At 35.4% G+C, this 24,114-nt stretch carries 23 protein-coding genes, 3 pseudogenes and 1 riboswitch; of the genes and pseudogenes, 16 read left to right on the top strand and 10 right to left on the bottom strand.

What is annotated here, in order from left to right; genetic code table 11:
- Positions 1-193: 193 nt before the first annotated feature.
- Positions 194-1,081: a 4-hydroxy-tetrahydrodipicolinate synthase gene (dapA, locus tag CD003_RS09290; RefSeq protein WP_096200846.1), complete on the bottom strand. Its 888-nt coding sequence runs from the start codon at positions 1,079-1,081 to the stop codon at positions 194-196.
- Positions 1,082-1,247: 166 nt separating this feature from the next.
- Positions 1,248-1,430, bottom strand: a riboswitch (Lysine riboswitch).
- Between the two features lie 238 nt (positions 1,431-1,668).
- On the opposite strand from dapA, the gene CD003_RS09285 reads away from it, so the two are divergent.
- The gene (locus tag CD003_RS09285) at positions 1,669-2,271 is read left to right on the top strand and encodes a YhcN/YlaJ family sporulation lipoprotein (protein ID WP_179295501.1); all 603 of its coding nucleotides are present in this window, start codon (positions 1,669-1,671) and stop codon (positions 2,269-2,271) included.
- A gap of 52 nt (positions 2,272-2,323) precedes the next feature.
- Here CD003_RS09285 and CD003_RS09280 read toward each other — a convergent pair whose 3' ends face one another.
- Both CD003_RS09280 and CD003_RS09275 read right to left on the bottom strand, forming a co-directional pair.
- Positions 2,324-2,521 carry a hypothetical protein gene (locus tag CD003_RS09280; protein WP_096200844.1) on the bottom strand — a complete coding sequence of 66 codons (198 nt, stop codon included), beginning with the start codon at positions 2,519-2,521 and terminating at the stop codon, positions 2,324-2,326.
- A 154-nt stretch (positions 2,522-2,675) separates the two neighbouring features.
- On the bottom strand, positions 2,676-2,819 hold the full coding sequence (locus CD003_RS09275) for an aspartyl-phosphate phosphatase Spo0E family protein (protein ID WP_373558564.1): 144 nt from the start codon (positions 2,817-2,819) through the stop codon (positions 2,676-2,678).
- 303 nt (positions 2,820-3,122) lie between these two features.
- Here CD003_RS09275 and CD003_RS09270 point away from each other — a divergent pair, with 303 nt between their 5' ends.
- Positions 3,123-3,827, top strand: coding sequence for a YhcN/YlaJ family sporulation lipoprotein (locus CD003_RS09270; RefSeq protein WP_096200842.1), 705 nt, complete (start codon positions 3,123-3,125; stop codon positions 3,825-3,827).
- Between the two features lie 80 nt (positions 3,828-3,907).
- Here the strand turns inward: CD003_RS09270 and CD003_RS09265 are convergent, their stop codons facing one another.
- From CD003_RS09265 to CD003_RS09250, 5 genes are all read right to left on the bottom strand, one after another.
- Positions 3,908-4,477, bottom strand: coding sequence for a hypothetical protein (locus CD003_RS09265; protein ID WP_096200841.1), 570 nt, complete (start codon positions 4,475-4,477; stop codon positions 3,908-3,910).
- Positions 4,478-4,944: 467 nt separating this feature from the next.
- Complete coding sequence (locus CD003_RS09260; RefSeq protein ID WP_096200840.1) at positions 4,945-5,844, bottom strand: CobW family GTP-binding protein; 900 nt, start codon at positions 5,842-5,844, stop codon at positions 4,945-4,947.
- Positions 5,841-6,089, bottom strand: a complete 249-nt coding sequence (yidD, locus tag CD003_RS09255; RefSeq protein WP_096200839.1) for a membrane protein insertion efficiency factor YidD — start codon at positions 6,087-6,089, stop codon at positions 5,841-5,843. Before yidD ends, CD003_RS09260 begins: the two co-directional genes overlap by 4 nt.
- Positions 6,090-6,329: 240 nt before the next feature.
- Complete coding sequence (locus CD003_RS21845) at positions 6,330-6,491, bottom strand: hypothetical protein (RefSeq protein ID WP_179295500.1); 162 nt, start codon at positions 6,489-6,491, stop codon at positions 6,330-6,332.
- Between the two features lie 239 nt (positions 6,492-6,730).
- The gene (locus tag CD003_RS09250; RefSeq protein WP_179295499.1) at positions 6,731-7,312 is read right to left on the bottom strand and encodes a hypothetical protein; all 582 of its coding nucleotides are present in this window, start codon (positions 7,310-7,312) and stop codon (positions 6,731-6,733) included.
- 69 nt (positions 7,313-7,381) lie between these two features.
- Here CD003_RS09250 and CD003_RS21840 point away from each other — a divergent pair, with 69 nt between their 5' ends.
- Positions 7,382-7,678: a protease complex subunit PrcB family protein gene (locus CD003_RS21840; protein ID WP_179295498.1), complete on the top strand. Its 297-nt coding sequence runs from the start codon at positions 7,382-7,384 to the stop codon at positions 7,676-7,678.
- 149 nt (positions 7,679-7,827) lie between these two features.
- Here the strand turns inward: CD003_RS21840 and CD003_RS09240 are convergent, their stop codons facing one another.
- Entirely contained in the window at positions 7,828-8,163 is a 336-nt protein-coding gene (locus tag CD003_RS09240; protein WP_096200836.1) for a DUF5658 family protein, read from the bottom strand.
- Positions 8,164-8,396: 233 nt separating this feature from the next.
- Between CD003_RS09240 and CD003_RS09235 the strand changes: the two genes are divergently transcribed.
- The 3 genes from CD003_RS09235 to CD003_RS09225 are packed head-to-tail and all read left to right on the top strand — an operon-like array spanning position 8,397 to position 12,842.
- A complete protein-coding gene (locus CD003_RS09235; RefSeq protein ID WP_096200835.1) occupies positions 8,397-9,398 on the top strand; it encodes a GGDEF domain-containing response regulator in 1,002 nt (333 codons plus the stop codon).
- Between the two features lie 42 nt (positions 9,399-9,440).
- Positions 9,441-9,743, top strand: a complete 303-nt coding sequence (locus CD003_RS09230; protein WP_218838249.1) for a hypothetical protein — start codon at positions 9,441-9,443, stop codon at positions 9,741-9,743.
- A gap of 12 nt (positions 9,744-9,755) precedes the next feature.
- On the top strand, positions 9,756-12,842 hold the full coding sequence (locus tag CD003_RS09225; protein ID WP_096200833.1) for a CHASE domain-containing hybrid sensor histidine kinase/response regulator: 3,087 nt from the start codon (positions 9,756-9,758) through the stop codon (positions 12,840-12,842).
- A gap of 37 nt (positions 12,843-12,879) precedes the next feature.
- On the opposite strand, the gene CD003_RS09220 is transcribed toward CD003_RS09225, so the two are convergent.
- Positions 12,880-14,856 (bottom strand): PAS domain-containing hybrid sensor histidine kinase/response regulator, encoded by a 1,977-nt coding sequence (locus CD003_RS09220; protein WP_096200832.1) that lies wholly within the window; start codon positions 14,854-14,856, stop codon positions 12,880-12,882.
- A gap of 512 nt (positions 14,857-15,368) precedes the next feature.
- On the opposite strand from CD003_RS09220, the gene CD003_RS09215 reads away from it, so the two are divergent.
- From CD003_RS09215 to CD003_RS09185, 10 genes and pseudogenes are all read left to right on the top strand, one after another.
- Complete coding sequence (locus tag CD003_RS09215; RefSeq protein WP_096199813.1) at positions 15,369-16,646, top strand: IS110 family transposase; 1,278 nt, start codon at positions 15,369-15,371, stop codon at positions 16,644-16,646.
- Between the two features lie 387 nt (positions 16,647-17,033).
- Positions 17,034-18,452, top strand: coding sequence for a PAS domain-containing protein (locus CD003_RS09210; protein WP_096200831.1), 1,419 nt, complete (start codon positions 17,034-17,036; stop codon positions 18,450-18,452).
- A 24-nt stretch (positions 18,453-18,476) separates the two neighbouring features.
- Positions 18,477-18,890: an ATP-binding protein gene (locus CD003_RS09205; protein WP_179295497.1), complete on the top strand. Its 414-nt coding sequence runs from the start codon at positions 18,477-18,479 to the stop codon at positions 18,888-18,890.
- Between the two features lie 36 nt (positions 18,891-18,926).
- A pseudogene (locus CD003_RS22635) lies at positions 18,927-19,667 on the top strand (MCP four helix bundle domain-containing protein); the annotation flags it as partial.
- Positions 19,662-20,609: a methyl-accepting chemotaxis protein gene (locus CD003_RS22630; protein ID WP_373558563.1), complete on the top strand. Its 948-nt coding sequence runs from the start codon at positions 19,662-19,664 to the stop codon at positions 20,607-20,609. The pseudogene CD003_RS22635 and the gene CD003_RS22630, both read left to right, overlap by 6 nt.
- Before the next feature lie 16 nt (positions 20,610-20,625).
- Positions 20,626-20,928 carry an STAS domain-containing protein gene (locus tag CD003_RS09195; RefSeq protein ID WP_096200828.1) on the top strand — a complete coding sequence of 101 codons (303 nt, stop codon included), beginning with the start codon at positions 20,626-20,628 and terminating at the stop codon, positions 20,926-20,928.
- A 202-nt stretch (positions 20,929-21,130) separates the two neighbouring features.
- Positions 21,131-21,283 carry an NAD(P)-binding protein gene (locus tag CD003_RS22285; protein WP_257008286.1) on the top strand — a complete coding sequence of 51 codons (153 nt, stop codon included), beginning with the start codon at positions 21,131-21,133 and terminating at the stop codon, positions 21,281-21,283.
- 12 nt (positions 21,284-21,295) lie between these two features.
- Positions 21,296-21,610 (top strand): annotated as a pseudogene (locus CD003_RS22280) (FAD-dependent oxidoreductase); the annotation flags it as partial.
- 185 nt (positions 21,611-21,795) lie between these two features.
- A pseudogene (locus tag CD003_RS22275) lies at positions 21,796-22,305 on the top strand (flavin monoamine oxidase family protein); the annotation flags it as partial.
- Positions 22,306-22,570: 265 nt separating this feature from the next.
- A complete protein-coding gene (locus CD003_RS09185; RefSeq protein ID WP_441296621.1) occupies positions 22,571-24,073 on the top strand; it encodes a flotillin family protein in 1,503 nt (500 codons plus the stop codon).
- The last annotated feature ends 41 nt before the right edge of the window (positions 24,074-24,114 follow it).

Genomic DNA, 24,114 nt, shown 5'->3' with positions numbered 1-24,114 from the left:
TACAATCCCCCTTAATCAATATTATAGAATAAAAACTATAGTATGTATCATCTATATCCTACCAAGAAATGGGGGAGAAAACTACAATATTAATTATGAATTATGATTTAAGAATGATGAATTGAGGGGAGGATGTGCTTTCCAACTACAAAAAAAGCTACTGCCACATGAGCAATAGCTTAGTTCATATAAGTTAGCTTACATAAAATGTCATTGTTGGTTGTACAACAAGTTGAAGTTGATGGCGTTCTTCTTCGTTTAACGGTAGAAGTGGTAGGCGAAGCGAACCACATGGAACACCTTTCATTTCAAGTGCAGCTTTAACTGGTGATGGGTTTGGAGCTGTGAACAAAGCTTTCATTGTCGGTAAAGTATGTCTGTGAATTGCTGCCGCTCTTTTCACGTCACCAGCATGGAAACTAGTTACCATTTCTTGCATCTCGTTTCCGATTACATGCGCAGCAACAGATACAACTCCTGTGCCACCGATAGAAAGAACTGGTAATGTTAGGCTATCGTCTCCACTGTATAAGCTAAAGTTCTCATCAGTTTCTTGGATGATTGTAGACATTGCATCTAAATCTCCACTAGCTTCTTTCGTACATACAATATTTTCAATTTTGGATAAGCGAATTGTTGTCTCAGCAGAGATGTTTACAGCGCTACGTCCAGGTATATTATAAATCATCACTGGTAAGTTTGTTGACTCAGCAATAGCTTTGAAATGCTGATACATTCCTTCTTGAGAAGGCTTGTTATAGTACGGTGCAACAATCATAACAGCATCTACACCGATTTCTTCCGCTTTTTTCGTTAAAGCGATTGTAGCAGCAGTGTTATTTGAGCCAGTACCAGCGATAACAGGTACTTTTCCATTGACGTTTGTTACAACGAATTGAAATAATTCTAATTTTTCCTCAGTTGTTAATGTTGGTGATTCACCTGTTGTTCCTGCAACAACAAGAGCATCAGTCCCATTTGATAGTAAGTGATTAAGTAAAGTTTTTGTTGCTTGGAAGTCTACGTTTCCGTCCTGATCAAAAGGTGTCACCATAGCAGTTACTACATTTCCAAAGAACATGTTAAATTCCCCCTCTATTCAAGTAAGTTGATCGATAGTATTGACTACATTTCGTTGTGTCATATTGAATAGAGCTACTCTAATTTGTCCCTTTTTTAAAGGAATACGCAAAAAAGCGGTAATGAGAGCCTCATTACCGCTTGGAATTTCCATAGAAATGTTCCATGCGTGAGATAGCCCTCCATATAGCGAAAACGCTATATGACAGTTCTGCATTTATTAAATGCAAAACCAGCCTCAAGAAAAATGAGAATCTCTTGGCTTCGGCAAATCCCCCTTTCATAAATCATCAACGGACCTCATTATCCTCAGATTAATTACTTATGGTCTTTGCACCTCTATCCTCACTTCAATTTTTGAAGTAAAGAATATTGATTTGTGTGTCTACCTTAACAAATATTATTATTGATTGCAATGGTTATTAGGAAAATTTCCTTTAAGTAACAAGATTATTTTTTAATGATGTAAGTAAACCTAAAAATAGAAAAGGCCACTGAAAAAGTCTAAAATAGCCTATTCGAGAAAAACGCTGAAAAAGTGAGGGACGCATTTTTTCAGTGCTCTCAAAATAGAAAGGGGAGGTTATCGTGAAATATAAGCTCTTATATGTAGTGTTTGCTATTGTGTTTCTGGCGATTCAAAGTGTGCTTACAGGTTGTGGTCCAACTGATGAAGCAAGAGGGGTCGAGATTTCAGGAGAGCCGGCTCTTGAAACAGAACCATTGGAGTTTCGGCCAAATACGTTAGAAGAGCGTTCTAAGTTTCGTCGTCAGCCAGGAATGGTAGCAAAAAGTATGACAGGTAGAGGAACGAACACGAGAGAGGACAATATTCTATATCAAGAACGAGTAGACGGAGATATTTTAAATGCATTAACGAGTGAAATTAAAGATGTTGATGGGGTAGAAGATGCAAGTGTTGTCATTCATGAACGAACAGTAATCGTAGGTATTATTTCAAATCAAGAAGAAGAAAAAGTGAAGCAAGAGATTAATGAAATCGTTTCAAAAAGAGTAACAGCAGAAGAGATTTATGTTGTTAATGATGAAAAAGGATTTCATGAAGTACGTTATTTAGAAGGAGAATTACGAAATGGACGAGCGTTTCATGAAGAAGGTCGTAAAGATGGCATTCGAATTTTATCAGACTTAAGTCGTATCCTTCAAAAGCCTTTTGAGCACAACCGCTAATTACTATATAAATAATTCCAAAGTGCAGAGAAAAAGGCTGAATCATCAGCGACTACACTGTTGATTCAGCCTTTTTGTGCTTAATCTCTTTTTCATATTCAAGCTGTCCATCGGCAAAACCAACGCGATAAACACTTTTGAGGATACGTTCGATCTCATACTTTGTGACAGAAGATACATCTACACCATCTAACACCTTTAATCTCATAAGTATTTCATCTTTGGATATTTTAGCTGTTTCTATACTCATGTTCGTTCACTCCTTAAATTAGCTCTAGATACAATTGCAACTAATTATTAAGTAACCTCTCCATAGTGCTAAGTCAATTATATACTAAAGTACTAATAAATGTGAACGAATATTTACTTTTTAAAAAAATAAGTAGAGAGTTTTATCTATGTTTTTATATTTTAGATTGTGAATTGCATTGCACCATATTTAAAAGTTTATCTAATTCTTGACTACATTGAACAGTTTTGTCAGATGTGAATCCGTATTTCTTTGCATAGGTTAACATCTGATGTCGTTTTGCTTCGATTGCGAGCATTATCACCATGACCACTCCATATTAAATTATCTTGAATTCAAAAGTTATTATACATAAAGCATGAACTAAAGGGAATCTATTTACCAATTTTAGTGTATTTCTCCCAATAATAGTGGTAAAACGACAAAAACAGAAAAGTAGGGGTAAAATAATAGTCAAGTAAAAGTTAGTCAATTGACAATGTGAAAAGTAATTAATTTATTAGCGATTCTTATCACTTAATTCTCCCAAATATTGATTGAGTAAAAAAGTCGACATGTCACAAGCTATAAATAAAAGAAATGAAAAAGGAGCTTGGTTACCATGAGAATCGTTTATACAGTTATATCAAGTTTACTTGTCGTAGGGTTACTTTCTGGTTGCTCTTTAGAGCAGAAGCAAATCATGGGGGCAAATGCTAACGAAAATGAAGGTTTTAGTGGATATGGAACAGAACGAGTACGCTATATGGAGGGCCCCTTAACAGATATGATGGTTATTGATGAAACTCCTAAGGGAAGAACAAAGTATAGTGAAGATATTGCAAGAAAAAATATTAATATTTCGGGTGAGAGAAATTTAAGTATGCCAAATCAAGGGACAAATCGTGTAGGCTCAAGAGTATTAACAAATAGTCCAGGACTGTTACACGATAAGCGTATGATGAGTGATAAGCCACATATGGAGAAATCGGGAATAACAATTCAACAGGAGAATGATTTAGAGAGTGTTATCCAAAGCCGCTTACTTGCTTTTAACAATGTACATGAAGTACATGTAATCACAATAGATAATAAAACATTAGTCGGTGTAAAGTCGAGTGAGCAAAATCGAAAAAAGCTTGAATTAGAATTACGAAATGATTTATCCAAAATCATGAGCTTGGAAAATATATATATTGCAACTGACCGATTAAATGCAAATCGTATTAAAGCTTTGAAAAAAGGGTTTAGTACGGCTGAGCCATTTGAAGGTATTGGTGCAGCATGGAGTGAAATTATTGATAACCTAGATGGTACTACTAGATAACGTGAATAGAGGCTGGGACACAAGGACGCTTTTGACCTTGTGACCCAACCTCAATGCATTTAAAAGATTTTTTTATATTCCTAGTTGATACCGAATTCTTCCAACACTTCTTTGTATTCTCTTTGCATTTGCTTAAGAGAGATGACAGTATTCTCATAATAAGTCCTTGCCATCTGGATTTGTTTCTCATTATTAACATCAATAGATGCGAGCTCATCTTCGAGCGAATCAAGTTCAATTAACGCACTCATGTGTACTTCATGAAGTCCTTCAAATTCGTGAGGTGTACGTAGATGAAGGATTTTGTCGGCGTGTTCATTAATGCTTCGAATTAACGTTAGGGATTCATCTACTCTTTTTTGATTATTTCGGTCTTCAAAAAAGAATGTTCTCATTTCATCAATCGCCAAGTAAAATTGATCAAGATAATAACCAAATTCATCAGCGTATTCTTCCATTTCTTGTGGAACATTTACACGTTGTTTATTTTGTTGCTTTACACTAGGTGGTTCAATGACTGTAGTTCTTTTTTCTGTATTCTGCCGTTCAATACTTTGGGCAATATCATTTGCTTGGTCATTTCCGTTACAACCAATTGATAATATACAGATTAAAGAAAGCGTTATTATTGAAAGGATAGTTTTTTTCATTTAAGGTACTCCTCCCGTTTAATGTACTTCTGTCTCTTATTATGGTAAAAAACATATGAATTATTCGTTATAAGTAAAATTATCCATATACTACCAGTTATTAATTTGAAGGTGAAAAATAGAGGTTTGGACACAAGGTTTCAATAGAGGGTGCAATCGCTCCGTTCGCTACGGCGCCTTGAAAGGAGAAACAAACCCCTTTTCAAGCCTTTTAAAAGATGTAGCTACTCCGCTGATTGCTTAGAGGCTGGGACAAAAGGTCAAAAACAGAGGCTGCTGAAAAAGTGTGATTTTCACTTTTTCAGCGGCCTTTAAGTAATGCGCGAAGCCGTTGCCTCTTTTCAAAAGCGCGCTATGAGTGGTTTTCTCATAGCAAGCGTGCAACGTGCGGAGCCATTACCACTTCTCGAATCGTCTAGATTGGACTTTTTCAGTGGCCTCCAAAAACAGACCTTTTGTCCCAGCCTCTATTTTTCGAGTTGTTTTAATTCTTTATCTAATTTATCAGTGTCTAAATTCTCACCAATAAATACAAGATTTGAAGGAAATTCACGAGTTTCCTTTACTAATGTAGGCATACTAAATGAATATTGTATTGAATAGAAGTCATCATCTAAATAAAGAAAACCTTTAATACGGTAAATGGTGGATGGTAATCGTTCTAACCACTCAATAAATTCTGATTTCATAAGCGATGTTTCTAAATGGTAGACAAATGTCTTAATGTGAAGGTCTTTCTCCACATGAAGCTTTTCATTAGATTGTTTTCTATTATGTAGAGCGAAGTCCAGAGTAAAGAGTTCTTTAGGGTCTGTAAGCTGTATACTATGAGGATTTATTTCCCTTATCTCAGCAAGGATATCAAGTTGTTGTTCTTCTGTAACAGACTCTTTTTTTGTGAAATATAGAAAATCAGCATGTTTAATTTGTTCTTTCAATAGTTTTCTCATTTTAATACTAATTTTTTTTTGGTTTGTATACCTCATTAAATCAACAGTTGTAATAATTCCTTTAACCGTTGCCACCTCAGCAACAGTAGGTGTCAGACAGCCATCGAGGACTTCGATTGGATGAGCGACACCGGACGTTTCAATGTAAATTTTATCTAGAGTATATTCTTCACACAAAGCTAATAATTGTGGTTCAAGAGCACTCTGGATTGAACAGCAGACACAGCCACTAAGTAATTCTTTTAATGGAGTTGAGTCGGGAATGGCTGTAGAATCGATCGATACACTTCCCGCTTCATTCATGAGAACCCCGACATGAGAGTCTTTATGTTTTTCTTCTTTTAATAATTGTTGTAATAATGTAGTCTTTCCGCTACCCAAAAATCCGGATAGAATGACTATCTCTGTTTTCTTCATTTCTGTTCACCTTCTTTACAACTACATTTTTCTTTTTCAGGTACAGGGTCAATACCACCGGGGTGGAATGGGTGACATTTTAGAATCCGTTTAATTGTTAACCAACATCCTTTTAACGGTCCAAACCGCTGAAAGGCCTCTAGCCCATAATGAGAGCAAGTTGGGTAAAAACGACAAGTTGGTGGTTTTAGTGGAGAAATAAATCTTTGATAAAAGCGAATGATACCAATAAATAACCAATTCAACTGCCTGTCCTCCTCCTAATAAAGCGTAACCGTTACGAATATATATAAGAAGATAACAATCATTAATGAAGAAAGCAATTAATTTAATTATGGGTAATGAGTTATGAATTATGAATTGGAATCACTCATAATTTATAATTGCACTAAAAAAACCGTCTATTTCCTCTTTTAATTAGGAAACAGACGGTTTACGTTTTGACTTCTACGTCGGTGAGAGCGTTCATAATAGATACCTCGTTTTTAGTTTATTTGCTGTAGTGAGTGTTCGAACATTTGCTCAACTTGTTCTACTGTCAATGAATTTACGAAACTTGAATAATCAATATTACATGTAATTCCATGTTTCTCACAACTAGTTAAATATAATGACCATGCATGTTGATACTTTTCCATTTGACACATATGGCGTTCTCCCCTTATCTAAAACTGTAATATAACAGTAGGTGTTATATTAGGTTGCTTTATAACAATTATTAACCTTAGTCAACGTTATTATATAAAAATGGGCCTATAAAAAATAGTTGTATTATAACAGAATAATTTATGTGTTTAAAATGGAATGAGCAAGCTTGTTTCATACATAGATATAATAAAAACGAAAAAAAGACCCGAATAAGGGTCTTAAGATAAAAAGGTGCTTTTTATAAAGATTTTAGGTAGTCACAAGTCATAGTGAAATCTGTTTGGAAATTTAGTTTTCGTTCCTTTAATATTTGCTTATGAAGACTGTTAAACTGATGAACTTCTTTTGTTATGGAAGTAGTTCCTTCTTCAACTATTGCGATAAGGTCTTTAGGCAGTAAGTCTTCAACAGTGGGACATATAAACGAACGACAAACATAATTTTTTAAAAGCGGGTCTAACGTACACCCTTTCTTTTCTTGGAAAAATTGACAGATTGAATAATTAATTTTTATATCTTCTATTTGTATTTTACTCTTACCTGTTAACTCATGCTCTTTAAATTTCGGATGAACGTTAGCGTGAATGATAATTTCGTATGGATTAATTGTATGATTTGAATTGTTGTAAATCGATTCGATTAGGAACTCTTCAAGCCCATTTTGTAGCATCTTATGAATATCAAACAAGGAGTAAATAGGGCTATAACTGCAACAGCCGACTCGAGGTATTTCTGTGAGCTGAGGTGTGAAATAGGGCTCTGGGCATTGCTTGCAAGATTCTGTAAGCAATTGTTTATTTTTTGGGTCGTATGTTATCAATGCTGTCACTTCCTACACAAAGTTATCGTTACTACTGATTGTACAATACGGTTGAAAGGAGGGAAAGGTGTGAGAAAATTTCCTGAATGTGTTGATAAAATAATAAATGACATTAAAAAGAAAGGTGGATGTGGTATTTGCAGTGATGAAGGTTATTCATACGCTGTTTTAGCACTTGGAAAAAGGAGAACAGGTGGTTATTCAATTGTTATTGACCATATCGATTATCGACCTGATAAAATTATTATTTATGCCACTGAGGAGAAACCTGCACCAGATCAGTTTGTAACTCAGGTAATAACCTATCCTATAAAAGTAAAAAAATTACCTCTTACTGAAGTGCCGGTTGTAGTTATATGGAAGTGAATAGCTTGATTACTATAAAAGAGGTCTAAGTAGAAAAGAGAGATAACCTTTTCCGCTTAGACCTTTTATTGATGGGGGAAAGTGTAATTCAAAGAAGTGAAATGACCTCGCACATTGTTTCAAGAAATTCGGCTTTGCTAGTTTTGTTCTTAACTTGCATATAAGACGTATGCATATGTAGACCAAACGAGATGGTAGAGAAAGACCGATGAATAAAGCATGAGCGCAACCACTAATGTACTATTGACTAATCTTGTTGAAGGAGCACGTGGTAATAACCAAACTAGTGCAGCTGGTAGCCCGATTTTAATAAAATAAAAACCTAATAAGCTATCCTCATAAATTCTACGTACAATTGGATTAGCTTCCTCAATTAGAAGCATCCGCAAACCGATATCAGTAAACACAGCATCAATAGTGGATAAAATTAATAAACTGATTGCGATAAAACGAAACTTTAATGAAGGGATTGAAAAAGTAAACAAGACACATACCTCCCATATATGTTCAGTATGGTCACATTTTTCGCAAAATATAATGTATGTCTAAAGATTCAAAACCTTTACATTCAATACTATTGACAAAAAAATCAACATTTTTCTAAGTATTTTATCAAATTATTACATATTTAATGGTAATATATAATTGGATATGGAACTTATATCCACTAGAGAAAAAGAGCTAAATAATTAGAATGGTTGTTCTTGGGGGAGTAAAGATGGAACCAACAATATTAATAGTAGACGACTCTTTAGATAGTCGATTATTACTAAAAAAATTTTTGAACAGAGAAGGCTATTATAACGTCATACTTAAAGAAACTGCATCACAGGCTTTAGAGTTACTTAAATCGGATAGTGAATTTTCCGTCGATTTAATATTACTTGATATCGTTATGCCTGGAATGGATGGAATAGAAGTATGTAGGCTTCTAAAGGAACATGATAAATTGGAGGACATACCAATCATCATGGTCACAGGTCTAGGGAAATCAACTGTACTAGAACAGGCGTTTAATGCTGGTGCAATGGATTTTATAAAAAAGCCAATTGATCCAATTGAAATAAAAGCAAGAATAAGTTTTGCCCTTAGATTAAAAGAAGAGATGGATAAAAGGAAATTAAAAGAGAAGCAGTTAATGGAGGTAAATAAAGAATTACAACAGGTAAATCAATTACTGGAACAACTCTCAATGTTTGACGGTCTAACGGGAATTGCAAACCGAAGAAAGTTTGATGAGTATTATACTACGGAACTAGCTAGAGCAAAAAAGAATCAGTCTAGCTTATCTCTTATTATGCTTGATATTGACCATTTTAAGTATTATAACGATACGTATGGTCATTTGGAAGGGGATGATTGCCTTAGAACGATCGCTAAGACTCTAGCGCAGACGTTAAAGCGACCAACCGATTTAGTTGCTCGTTACGGGGGCGAGGAGTTCGTCATAGTCTTGCCTGATGTTTGTTATGAAGAGGCATTGAAGCTTGGAGATGAATTACGAGCGAATATTGAGAGTCGTAGAATTCCGCATGAGACTTCTTTAATTAGCAATGTAGTGACAGTTAGTGTTGGTGTATCGACACTATCATTTACTAGTAATGAAATGGACGTTTCTACTCATTTTCTGATAGAAATGGCTGATAAAGCACTTTATAAATCGAAAGAAACTGGTAGAAATAGAGTGACAGGTATGAAAAAAGTTAAAGAGATTTTGTAAGATACCTGTTAATTCTTGATTTAAGGTAAGGGGAGATAAATGATGGAGAATAAAATAATTGTAATAGTAGACAGTGACCTAGAAGATCTTATACCTGGATTTTTAATGAATAGGGAAAATGATTTAGTTAAGCTAAAGGAATCTTTAAGTGCTAACGACTTTGAAACGATTCGTATTATTGGTCATAGTATGAAAGGATTTGGCTCAGGATACGGCTTTGATTTCATATCGGAAGTCGGCTTCGAATTAGAAAAATCTGCAAAACAGAAGCAAGTAGAAGAAATAGAGACTCACATCAAATCAATTGAGGACTACTTACAAACTATCGAGATACGATATGAGTAAAGGTAACTATGAATGAAAAAACGAAAATGGATAGAATTACTTAGTAATCGTACATCTATGGTTATTATTATAGTAACTCTTTTAGTAACAACAGCAAGTCTGTCAAAAATTACCCATGATATTTTATATTCTCAATCGGAAGAACGATTTAATCATGAAATAGAACGCGTGATAGATGAATTAGAAAGAACAGTCATGACATATAATGATGTCTTGCTACACCACAAAAGTTTTTTTAGCGCTAGTGATCCTGAGGAAGTTACGTACGAGAAATGGAAAAGCTATTTAAACCATTCCGATTTATTTGAGCAATATCCAGGAATTCATGTCATCTCTTTTGCTAGATACATTAATGATGAAGAGTCCCTTGCACATTATTATGACGAATTATTATCCGATTATAATCAAGTTTACGATGTTTGGCCCGAGGGTGAGCGCGAAGAGTATCTATTAAATCAATTTGTTGCCCCTTCTAAGCATATGAGTGTTGGAATTGGATACGACCATTTCACAGAGGAGAAGCGTAAATTTGCCGCGCTAGTAGCAAAAGAGACTGGTGATATCACTGCCACTTCTCAAATTACATTAATTACTGATGGGGGAGATAGTGGACCAGGATATATTGTCTATGCACCAGTATATGACATAGTAGAGTCAAATGGTGAAGTGAAAGAAGAATGGTTTGGAAATGTATTGGGTGCTTTCTACATAGAAGAATTAATAGCATCTAAATTACCTAATAGACTGAGTACTGGTGTGCACTTTACTATATATGATGGAGTTATAGAATCTCATCCTACTGTAGAAGAACTACAAGAGAGATTACTATATAGCATGGACTTAGAACATGAAGGGGAATCTACTAGTTTAACAAATGAGTTTAATAAAAGAGTTGAATTCCCATTCTCAAATTTAACATGGACAATTGATTTTACTAGCACGTCTGCTCTTAACATAGGATTAATTCATCAATTACCTTATTTCATATTACTTGCCGGCTTTATTATTACTCTCCTTGTTTTTCTAGTCATTCGTTCTATGTCACAAATGTTGAGGAAAGCAGAATTTTTAGCTGCCTCGATGACAGAGGAATTAAGCCATGTCACACACATCCAAGAGGCGATTTTAAATAGTGCTGATAGTATGATTATTTCAACTAATGAAACAGGATTAATTCAAACGTTTAATAAGGGGGGCGAAAGGTATTTAGGTTATAAAGCAGATGAAGTAATAGGCAAACATACTCCTAATTTATTTCATGAGAAAGAAGACTTAGAAAAGAAGGCTGAACACCTAGCAGTAAATTATGATAATGTAATTGAAGAGTTTAATAAAGGATTACTAGAACGTAATGAAACCTTTGTTGAGGAAGTGAATTACTGTAGAAAAGATGGAACATTATTCCCGGTTCAACTAACGATTACACCTTTAAAAGATGTAGAAAGTAACACGATTGGGATATTGGGGATTGCTAAAGATATTAGCCAAGTGAAGGAAGCTCAAGAGAAAATTAAAGACAAAGACAATCTATTATCAAATATAATTGAAACAATCCCTCATCCTGTTTTTGTAAAGGATACAGATGGAAGATATACTCTTGTGAATCAGGCAACATCCAATCTTTTTAATCTGACAAATGAACAAATTATAGGAAAAACTGTTCGTGACCTTCCTACGATGCGGGAGGAAGCTAGTAAGATTGAGGAAGTCGAGAGAAAAGTAATAGAATCTGGTGAACCTGAGTATGTCCAAGTTCAACCAGTACCAGACGCTTTAACAGGGGACCTACGTTGGTTCTATACTGTGAAACTACCATTACAAACGAGAGAAGGCTTACATCTATTAGGAATAGGGATTGATATTACAGAACGTAAGTGGTTTGAAGAAGAGTTAAAAAGCTTGCGAGATAAAGCGTTAGTATCATCACAAGCAAAGTCAGAATTCCTTGCGATGATGAGTCATGAAATACGGACTCCAATGAATGCGATAATAGGAATGGCAGATTTGTTAATTGATACTGAATTATCAGAAGAACAAAGAGTATTTGTAAATATTTTCAAAAAATCAGGTGAGAGCCTCCTACGTATAATTAATGAAGTATTAGATTTATCGAAGGTTGAGGCAGGCCATATAATGATGGAAGAGGAGGAATTTAATCTTCCAAGCTTATTAGATGAAGTTGTTAATATTTTTTCTTATCAAGCACAACAAAAAGGCTTAGACTTAAATTTAGGTGGTAAAGAAAAGATACCTGTTTTTGTGATTGGAGACCGTGATCGATTAAGGCAAATTGTTTCCAATTTATTAGGAAACGCAATTAAGTTCACCGAAGAAGGGGAAGTTTCCATTACAGTAGATGCAAGTGAAATAAAAGAAAGTGACAAAGTGTCTGTTCGTTTCATCTTTAAAGATACAGGTATCGGGATTCCAAAAGATAAAATTGATTCAATCTTTGAGCGTTTTACTCAAGTAGATAATTCTTCTACAAGACGTTTTGGGGGAACTGGTCTTGGTTTAACGATTGTACGAAGTTTTATTGAAAAAATGGAGGGCTCGATAACAGTGGAAAGTGAACTCGGAAAAGGAAGCACGTTCTCTTTTCATATCATGTTAAAAAACAGCGATAAGAATAATCATCATATAGATTTGTCGAGCAAACCCTTATACAAGCTAAATAAAATGAAAAAACTAGGCAGTGATGAAGCATTCAATAAAGAGAAAATCGATGTACTACTTGTAGAGGACTCTCCAGATAATCAGGTGCTGATAAAAGCATATTTGAAACATTCCTATATCAAAGTCGATTTAGCAGAAAATGGCCTACAAGCCTTTGAGCTATTTACTGAAAATAAATACGATGTGGTATTTATGGATATGCAAATGCCGGTCATGGACGGCTATACTGCAACGAAAAAGATAAGAGAATGGGAAATGGAAAATAAAGTAGAGCCTACACCTATATTGGCATTAACCGCTCATGCATTAAAAGGGGATGAGCTTAAAAGTATTCAAGCGGGCTGCAATGCTCATCTAACAAAGCCGATTAAGAAGAAGATTCTATTAAATGAATTAATTAAATATACAAGTTTCAATGGATGATAATGAAAAAGCTAGAATAGCTCCGAACACGGGCTTTCTAGCTTTTATTTTTATTAAATAAAACACTATCTAGGGCATCTAGTAACACTTGTTTCTTAATTGGCTTTGTAAGGTAGTGATCGCAGCCTGATTCGAGTGCCTTATCTCTGTCTCCTTGTAAAGCATGAGCAGTAATTGCAAAAATCGGAATACGTTTGTTACCATTGGACTTTTCCCAATTTCTAATTTTTCTTGTGGCAGTATACCCATCCATTATCGGCATCTTGATATCCATTAAGATTGCATCATAATCATTTCTTACAAATTGTTGAAAGCCAACTAATCCATTTTCCGCTACATCTACTTCATACGCACTTTTATTAAGAAATGCCAGAATAAGTAACTGATTATCTAAATAGTCTTCAACAAGTAGAATGCGTTTTTGTTTATTTGTTTCAGTGTTTTGCGTATAAAGCTTACCTTTTGTTTTTAGAGTAAGAATATTAGTAAAGGTAGGACTATTTTTTACCTTTTTTAGTGGTATTGTAAAGTAGAACGTAGAGCCTTTTCCTAACTTACTTTCAACCCAAATTTGTCCTTCTAATAAATTGACGAGCTTTTGTGAAATCGATAGGCCTAATCCCGTACCACTATAAAGCATAGAGTTAGGATTATTCACTTGGGTAAAGGACTCAAATATATACTTCTTTTTATTAGGTGCTATTCCTATACCTGTATCTTCAACAGAAAAGATAAGAACATCTTTATCCCCGTCATTTAAAGCCTTGGCTCCAATTGTAATGTGACCCTCATCAGTAAACTTAATCGCGTTACTGACAAGATTCACGAAGATTTGCTCGATCTTTGATTTGTCACCTTTGATCATCTCTGGGACACTATCAGAGATAGTAGTGTAGAGTGCTAGATTTTTCTTCTCAGCTAAAAACTTAAATGTGTCGCTTATGGATTCAACTATTTGGTATAGGTTAAAATTTTCTTCAAGAATACTCATATGACCAGTTTCGATTTTAGATAAATCAAGAACATTATTGATAATATTTAATAGGTTTTTCCCATTGTTCTTCAATGTTTTAATATACGAAACGGCTTCTTCCTTTTCTACTATTTCTTCTAGAAGGTCTGCCATTCCAATTATTGCATTCATCGGTGTGCGGATTTCATGACTCATCGTAGATAGAAACTCTGATTTCGCATTATTTGCTCGCTCTGCTTCCTCTTTTGCTCTTCGTAACGATTGCTCTACTTTTGCTCTTTCATTAATAACTTGTACTAGTTGTTTTTGGTATTTTTTTATCTCCGTAATGTCAGAGACAACGCCTACAATACTTTTTGCATTCCCAGTACCCTCAGGAATAGCAACTTTGTTAAAGAGAACTTCTTTAGTGTTACCTTCCTTGTCCTTTACTTTCCATTCATACCGTTGTGTTCCTCCACTATCATACAGCTCTTTATCCTTTATATAATACTCATCAGCAATTTCTTTCGTACTAATTTCATAGACCGTCTTTCCAAGCGTCTCTTCCTTTTTTTTTCCGGTAAAAATCTCAAAAGCTTTATTGCACCCTGTATAAGCTCCTTTAGAGTCTTTAAAAAAGAGTGGATTTGGAATAAGGTCTAGAAATGTTTGCATTTTACTAATCGTCTCAGGTGTGAGATTAAGCTGATTATTTTTAACTTCTTCTAAATGAAAATATGTAACTATAATATCCTTTTCTAGTAAGATAGATTTTAGCTGAAATGGTCGTTGGTCAATTATAACTTGGTAAGTACATTCTGTATTGTCCGTTACGCAAGGGCCAAAAGCTGTGTCTATATTTATATCACTTAAACATTCTGAGATAGATTTTCCGCTAACTTCATCTTCTGTTAGTGAAAAATGTTTCAAAAACATTTGATTTGTGTATAAAAATTGGTAATCACATATTTCATTTTTATCGCTATAAATCATTTGTAGTAAAGCACAACTTGTTGGAATGTGATCGACTATTTTTTTGAAGTGCTTTTGTCCTATCATTTTTACACCTCTTACCTTATTTTACATGTGTCTATCATAACATTGGATAATTTAACTGAAAAGTAGTTCTAATAATATTCTTCCATCTTTGGTAAGTATTTGACGAAAATTTGATGAAAATAGGAAGTTTTTACTTTGAATATTAAAATATATCAGTTTTTAGACTGAAATTAGACTTTCGGAATTTTATATGATTTTCACTGTACAATGTGTATAATTCTTTTGTAGTTTAATAAAAACTAGGAACTATTGACTATAATTTGTTAGAACTTTTTTTGCTAATGAAGACCAAAAAGTGATAAAAATCACAGTGTAATAGTTGGAAATATTTATAATTGAACTATACATATAAATGAATGTTAATAGCACATAAATAAATGTTTACTAGAAAGGAGCATTCCTGTTAGAAGGTTTTTCGGGGACTTGAACAAAAAAGAGCCCTCTTGGTATGATACGGGGTGTCAAATCTGGACGAATTGACCCCTAATTTAGTAACCAAGGAGGACTCCACAATGGATTTTAAACAAAATCAGAAAATAAATCAAGTCACTGAAGAAACCCTCGTTGTCGGAATCGACATCGCAAAGCGTACACATTTCTCCTGCTTTGTTGACGACCGTGGACGGATACTCCAGAAATCATTCTCTATTACACAGTCACATCAAGGGTTTGAGTCATTTTATGATCGAATTCTCAAAGCATTAAGAGAGCATGGAAAAACAGAAGTTCTAGTAGGAATTGAACCAACTGGCCATTATTGGTTAAACTTAGCCTACTTTCTTGAGGAACGAGGCATTCCGCTTGTCATGACCAATCCAATGCACGTTAAGCGTTCAAAGGAGTTAGATGACAATCTGCCTACAAAGCATGATCGTAAAGACGCGCTAGTGATTGCTCGACTATTAAAAGACGGACGTTTTAGTTATCCTCGTATTCTAAAAGATGTCGAAGCTGAACTTCGCGTCGGATCAACGTTTAGAAGTAAGTTGACGGAGGAACTGGGAGCCGTTAAAAACATGATGATTCGCTGGTTGGACCGCTATTTTCCTGAATTCACTCAAGTCTTTCCCTCTTTCGGAAAGATGGCTTTGGCCGTACTCGAATGTACGCCATTCCCAAGTGATCTCTACCAAAAACAACCTGATGAATTACTTGTGATGTATCGTCAAGTAGAGGGGATGAAATCTCCTCAGAAGCCCAAAGCTGTGCGTCTCATTGAAGTCGCAGCTCACTCGATTGGAGTAACAGAAGGACGTAAGATGGCCCGTTTTGAAATTGCCACACTCGTTCAACGTTATCACCAATTAGAACAAGAAATTGAAAGCATCACCCAAAGCTTAGTTGAGCTCGTCAAAACGTCTGTAGAATATGAATGGCTTTCAACAGTTAATGGACTCGGAGACACTACCATCGTTGATCTATTAGCTGAAATCGGCAGCTTTTCACATTATGAGGATCCACGCCAACTTATCAAACTCGCGGGACTCACATTGCGTGAAAATTCGTCTGGGCAGCACAAAGGTCAAAAACGTATCTCTAAACGAGGCAGAAGGAAGCTACGCGCCCTCCTGTTTCGAGTGATGATGCCAATGATCCGTCATAACGAAGCCTTTCGTAAACTACATGAATATTACACAAATCGCACAGTCAACCCGTTACGAAAGAAACAATCAATTGTGGTCCTTTGCGGAAAACTATTAAAAGTATTACATGGAATCAGTACGAAGCATAAAGCATTCGATGCACAAAGAATGATGAGGGATGTACCTAGTCTCGAAGAGGCTATGTAGTCTGCATCTCCTTGAATGAACTAGACAATTGGATGACACGGAGAAGCTGGCACTATTTTCACCATTCGACCTAGAGTCCCTAAAGGAGCTTCGCTAGCCTCTGCCTTATGACTAGACCGAACGAAGGAATGTAGGCACACAGATGCCCAGAGACATGGGAGGGTACGTCATCATAAGCTACGCAGAGATCCATGGTGCATCGTATATTTCTTCAACGCTACTTACATTAATATCCAGTAGTGACCGCGTAGCGCACCCATAGATTGGAATAGTTTCACATAATTTTAAATTACTGTTAGAGGCCGTGTCGAAAAATATTTTTTTGACACCTCACAAACGGGTCAAACCGTTGATATATCAATATTTATAGAGGGAGGTTGAAGAAATTTGGAAACTGCCGAAGTGAATGTAACAACACTATTTCATACTATCCCTTACGTTTTGATCCATAAAGATGGTGAAGGGCGCTGGGTAAAAGTAAATAAGTCAGGTCTTGAATTATTCCAGTTGAATGAAGATGACTATAAGGGGAAGTGCTCTTTAGAGATTGCTTCTATTAGTAAAAGTTTTACGAATGAAATGCTTCTAACCTGTGAGGAATCAGATAAACGAGCTTGGAATGAAGGAAAGACGATTCAATTTGAGATAGCAATTTGTGATAGCGATCATAAGGAACATGTTTATCAAATAAAGAAAATACCAATGTATGGAACTGGAAAGTCGCGAAAGGGTTTGCTTATTATCGGTCGGGAAATTACGAAACAAAAACAAGCAGAGCGAGATTTACTACTTGCTGATAAAGCTTATCAAAATGTTAGAGATGGAATTGTAATCACTAATGAACGTGGGAAGATTTTATCGATAAATGAGGCTTTTACAAAAGTGACTGGATATGTACCGGAAGAAGTAATTGGGGAAAAGCCAAATATTTTAAGCTCAGGAATTCATGAACGAGATTTTTATATAAAAATGTGGCAAGCAATACGAAGTGAAGAAAGCTGGCAAGGTGAAATTTGGAATCGGAGAAAAAACGGAGAAATTTATTGTCAGCACTTAACAATTAATATTATTAAAGATAATAAAGGAAAGATCATGAACTTTATTGGTGTCTTTGTAGACATCACTGAGGAAGAAGAGCTAAAAAAGGATGTCATTTTGACAGGTGAAATTCAAAAGAACTTACTTCCATCCGAGCTTACAGAGGATCAGTTTGAAATTAAGACTATATATCGACCGAAACGATATGTGAGCGGTGATTTCTACGATTACTTGTTTAATAGACACGAGCAAAAGCTTACGGGCTTTGTGATGGATTTTATGGGTCACGGTTTATCAACAGCAATTCAATCCTCTGCTGTACGGGTATTGTTTCATCAAATGACTGCTATGAATGTACCTTTGAATAAACAGATTGAATGGTTAAATAAGGAATCGCTAAAATATTTTAGTGATGATTCATTTGTTGCTGCAATTTTTTTCGAAATTGACTTTAAGTCAATGTCATTGACTTATACAGCTGCAGGTATTAATTACTTTGGATCAAAAACAAATAATGGTGGTCAAGTTCATAAAGTAAAGGGTACATTCCTAGGGATTTTGAGTGAAGTATCGTTTGAGCAACAAACTGTACCTATTAATAAAGGAGATTATTTCCTCTTTTTAAGTGATGGTTTACTAGATATTCTGCCTAAAGACTTTCTTGTTAAGCGACCGACAATGAAAGAATCTATTAAGGGCTTATATGAACTAACGCATTTGGAAAGTTGTCATGATGATTGTTCAGCAGTATGTATTGAGATTAAATAGATTCTAAAAAAGGAGGGCGGAACATTGGAGCATTTTGAAGTACAATTTTCAGGTCTTGTGGGATATCAAAAAATTCGTGAGTCATTAGCTGAATTTATAAAAAAGTCTTTACCAGATAATCATTTTCTAATGGAAGTCGCCGTAAATGAAGCAATAAACAATGCGATAAAACACGGAAATGCTAATGAAGAAGTCAGTCCAATTACTTTAAAAATAAGAAACATAAACTCAAAATGTATCGTTAGGGTCATGCATGCCGGTAAAGGGTTTCCAGGCAATGAGCAATTACAAAAACTAAGAAAGTCTGAAGAAAATCTTTTTGATGAAAAGCTCTATGATGAAAGTGGTAGAGGTCTTCTGATTATGGATGCTGCTGCCGATTATATGATATTTAATCGCCAAGGAACTGAAGTGATGCTAGTAAAGGAAGCTAGTTAAAGAAGGTAAGATATAAGAAAACAAGGAGAGTTAATAATGAAGATTACAGCTAAGTTAATCCTATCTTATTTAGTAATAGTAGCGCTACTAATTGGGCTAGGAGTCTATGCAATCATCGCAATAGGCCAAACGAATAAAAACGGTGAAACAATGTATGAAGAACGACTTCTATCAATGGGAGATGTAGCCAATATTGGTAGGCTAGCAGAAAATACAAGGGTAAATATGGTTTCTTCTGTATTAAGAGAAGATGAATCCTTTGTTGATAGGGCTGAAAGCAATTTAGAACAAATTCAAGAATATATTAAACATTATGATGAACAACATATGTATCCAAATGAACGAGTTGTTTTTGAAGAATTTACAGAAAATTGGAATGCGTTTAGTGACATTGTAAGAAGTAATATAGCTCTAGTTAGAAGTGGGAATTTTGAGGGTGCTAGTGCAGGTCTTGCAGCTGGTGGAGTTCCATTTACAGCAGCCTCAGAAAATCTTGAAAGTTTAATGACTGTTAATCTATCTGTGGCAGAAGATATTATGAGTAAGAATCAAAAAGCCTACGATAATGCACTTATCATCTTAATTATCTTTATTGTGGTTGCGATTATTTTATCTATCGCAATTGGGGTTATTTCAGGAAGAAACATTACAATGCCAATTCAAAAGGTAGTTGATAAGGCAAATAGAGTGGCTAATGGGGATTTAACAGGAGAAGATATAATCGTTAAAAACAAAGACGAAATTGGTGAGTTAGCAAGTACGTTCAATCATATGACGGTTAACCTTCGTAAAATTGTTACAACGGTCCAAAGAGCGTCAGACGATATGGCAGCAACTTCTCAGGAGCTAGCTGCATCAAGTGAACAAGTAACAGCTGGAATTGATGAAATCTCAACAAATACGCAACAGGTTGCAGCTGATGCAGAGGAAGGAAATCAATCAACACTTGATGCTACAACTGTTTTACTTGAATTATCATCTTTAATTCAAATTGCAAAGCAAAAGGCGAATTCTGCTACAGATAGCTCGAGAGTTACCTTATCTGCTGCAAATGAAGGTACTGCAACTGTGAATGATACGATTGCTAGAATGGAATCAATTAAGTTAAAAACTCAAGAAACAGAAGACATGATTGCCACTCTTGATAAATACTCAAAGGAAATTGGTGTCATTACCGATACGATTACACAATTAGCTGACCAAACAAACTTACTAGCCTTAAATGCTGCAATTGAAGCAGCTCGTGCTGGTGAAGCAGGGAAAGGCTTCGCAGTTGTAGCTGATGAAGTACGTAAGCTAGCTGAACAATCAAATCGTGGTGCTAGCCAGGTTGCAGAGTTGGTAAGTAAAGTGTCACAAAGCACAAAAAATGCAGTTGAAGTGACTCAGCAAAGCCGGTTAGAAGTAGACGAAGGTGTTATTTCAGTAACAAGTGCTGGAAAAGCATTAGAGAATATTCTCTCAGCTGTCGATCAAACTGTAAAAGAAATCAAAGAAATAGAAGAAGTGACAGATTCAGAAGTGGCAACGTCTGAAAGAATTATAGAAGTAATAAATCGTTTAGCAAGTGTTATTGAGAACACTGCTGCCAATGCAGAAGAAGTAGCGGCGGCAACAGAACAATCGAGTGCCTCAATGCAAACGGTAGCTGCTAGTGCTGAACAATCTAGTGCCCTTGCATTAGAATTAAAAGAAACAGTCGAAAGCTTTAGAGTGTAAGAGAGGGGATAAGAGAATGTTACCAGAAATAAATGTAGTAAATGGAGTTGTTCAAGTACGCTTATCAGGGAAGGTTTATGTAGAAGGTGCAACAATTTTAAGAGAAAAGCTCGCGCCTTATTTAGAAAAGGGGCATAAAGACTTTATTGTTGATTTAGGGCCAGTAACCTATATCGATAGCTCAGGTCTTGGTGTATTAATCGGAATACAGAAAAAAGCGGTTCAAAACGGTGGAGACATTACGATCAAAAACCTAAAAGGTGACGTTAAGGAATTATTTGAACTAACAAGATTAACGAAAGTATTTACAATAGAATAGAAATTTCAATGGAGTTTAACCGTAATTAAAATCCCCCTTAGTAATCGGTACTGAAAATGTATCAGAAAACTAAGGGGGATTTTTGATTAGTTTATTGATTGTTCAGGATCTTACTGTTCATTAGTGCTCTTCTTTTCATATAAATAATCAAGATAGACAATTTGTTATCTTGTTACGACTTAATTGAAGGAGGAGAATGCGTATGCATTTGAAGCTAGAGGATATGACGAGGGTGATTCGTAATGGATTAGAAAAAACATCGTATCCAAAAAAAGTAATCATTATAGGTGCAGGAATATCTGGATTAGTTGCAGCATCCTTGTTAAAAGAGGCTGGACATAATGTAACTTTATAAGCAGATGAAAGAGTAGGGGGACGAATCTTTACAATTCGTAAACCTTTCTCTGAAGGCCTGTATTTTGATGCGGGTGCTTTTCGTATTTCAACTAATCATAAGCTGGTTGGGGAGTACATTAAAAAACATAAGTTGAAAACTCATCCTTTCATAAGTACTACTTTAAATGATGTAATTTATGTCAATGGGTATAAGACAAGTAGATTTTTTTATGAACAAAATCCAGATTCTCTTGGATATCGGCTAGACTCTCATGAACAGGGAAAAACCATAAATGAATTAATTGAAGAGCTCCTTACACCGTTCCTTTCGTCAATGACCGTTTAAGAAAAAAAAGATTTGGTACGCGAATTGGATTCGTACTCTACTGACACTTTTTTTCTACACAATCCATACGGTAAACAATTATCATCTGGTGCTGCAGAAAAGATAAAGGTTTTGTCTAATATCCAAGGCATTTCGGAATATAACATTTTAAGTGTTATAGACAGTACTTTACAAATAATAAATGGAGAGCAATACGCAACCACCGCTATTTACCAGCAACAAAAGTCGGGATAGAGTTTAAAGAGCGCTTTTGGGAAAAAGAAGGAATGTTTGGTGGTCAAACAATAACAGATCTTCCAAGTAGATTTACATATTATCCGGGTTAAGGACTAGGAACAGCAGGTCCTGCAATAATTACAGGAAGTTATACATTAGGTGCTGATTCATTACCATGGGATAGTCAAATAGAAGAGGATAGAGTTCAGAATTTATTGGATGTTCTAGCGAAAATACATGGGAATGTCGTATATGATAAATTTACAACGGGGGTTTCAATTAGTTGGATGCAACACCCTTATATATCAGGTGGCTTTTCTTTCTTCAAAAATGAAGATATAAGTCGAATTTCACCTTATATCGCAAATCGAGAAGGAAGGATTCACTTTGCAGGGGAGCACACTTCGACTAGTCCTGCTTGGATTGAAGGGGCAGTTGAATCAGGAATTCGTACAGCATTCGAAGTTCACCACACATGATCATACACTTGTTCTTATTAGCGATTATTGGTATTGATAAAGAAAAATAAATTTCACATACCGAATTTTATTGTAGTTTTATGAAGTAACAACGCTAACGGAAAAAAAGAAGATTCGACGCTTGTCTAGGTATTTCTCTAAAAATTTGAATAAATATTAAAAGAAATGAAACTTTTTGAGTTTTGGCTCGTAGATATTAGTAGAACAAGGGGAGAATTTACATTTGAGCTTCCCTTGAATTTTATTTAGGAGTGATGTTTTTATGATGGGCATTATTTGGTTAATTGTCCTTGGAATCTTAGTTTTTTTATTATTGATTGGTGCGGGGATTGGATTCTTCATTTTTAAGAAGCGATATAAGACGGCAAGTTCAAATGAAGCTCTCATTATTACAGGACCCAATTTAGGTAATCCAGAGAATGACTCACGAATATTTGTTGATGACAATGGGAGAAGCTTGAAAATTGTTCGTGGTGGTGGGATTCGATTAAAGCTATTTCAAACGTGTACACCAGTAGATTTAAATTCCTTTCAAATTAAGCTAACAACACCGAAAGTGTATACTTCACAAGGTGTCCCAGTTATTGCCGATGCGATTACGTCAGTGAAAATATCTGACACATTAATTGGTGTGGCGAATTACGCTGAGCAGTTTTTAGGGAAGAAGCAATCTGAAATTGAGGATGAAGTATCAAAGGTTCTTGGCACGAATTTACGTGCAATACTTTCAAAGATGACTGTAACAGAGATTAATAATGATCGTGAATCCTTTAATCTACAGGTTCAAGAAATTGCACAGAAAGAACTAGATAATATGGGCTTCAAAATTACGTCCTTTGGGTTAGATGATTTACGAGATACAGATGAGGAAAATGGATACTTAGATAATTTAGGGCGTCCGCGTATCGCTGAAATACGTAAGAAAGCGGAAATGGCAGAGTCGGATGCTGAGAAGGAAACACGCATTTACAAAGCGAAAAATGACCAGGAAGCACAAAAGGAAGAGAATATCCGTTTAACAGCTATTGCGGAATCTAAGAAAGAAAAGGATATTAAAGAAGCGCAAATTAAAGAAGAAACAGAACGTGCAAGAGCAAAGTCAGAGCAGTCTTATGAGTTAGAAAAAGCAAAATTAGCACAACAAGTAAAAGAAGAAGAGATGAAGGTTCAATTTATAGAACGTCAGCGACAGGTTGAGTTGGAGCTAGAAGAACAGAAGCGTCGTAAAGCGTTAGCTGACGCAAATGCGTATGATATTAAAGCAAAAGCGGAAGCAGAAGCTGAAAAATCTCGTATTGATGGGGAAACAAAAGCTGCAATAGAGAAGCAAAAAGGTCTTGCTGAAGCGGAAGTTATTAGAGAACGAGGACGTGCAGAGGCAGAAGCGAAAGAGCTAATGGCACAAGCGATGGAGAAATACGGAGAAGCAGCTGTTCTCGAAATGTTTATCAATATGCTTCCTAAGTACGCACATGAAATTGCCCAACCACTTTCTAAAATAGAAGGAATGAAGGTCATAGATATGGGTGGTTCAGATTCAAGTGGAGGTGTCACAAAAATAACAAACAATGTAACCAAAACAATGCTAGGTTTACAGGAAAGCTTGAAAGAAAGTACAGGTATGGATTTGAAAGCGATGTTAGAGAGCTATGTATCTCGTGGAAACGTAGCAAATTTTGATCAAGCTACGAGTGCAGCAAAAGCAGAAGTTGCTGCTGAAAAAGAAGAGGGACATTCTTCTTCTGAAGAGTCAGAATCAAGTAAATAAGCAGAAAAATGCTGTGCAATGGATAATTGCACAGCATTATT

It is taken from the genome of Bacillus sp. FJAT-45350, assembly GCF_002335805.1.
Classification (GTDB): Bacteria; Bacillota; Bacilli; order Bacillales; family NISU01; genus FJAT-45350.
This window is presented reverse-complemented; position numbering and strand designations above follow the sequence as displayed.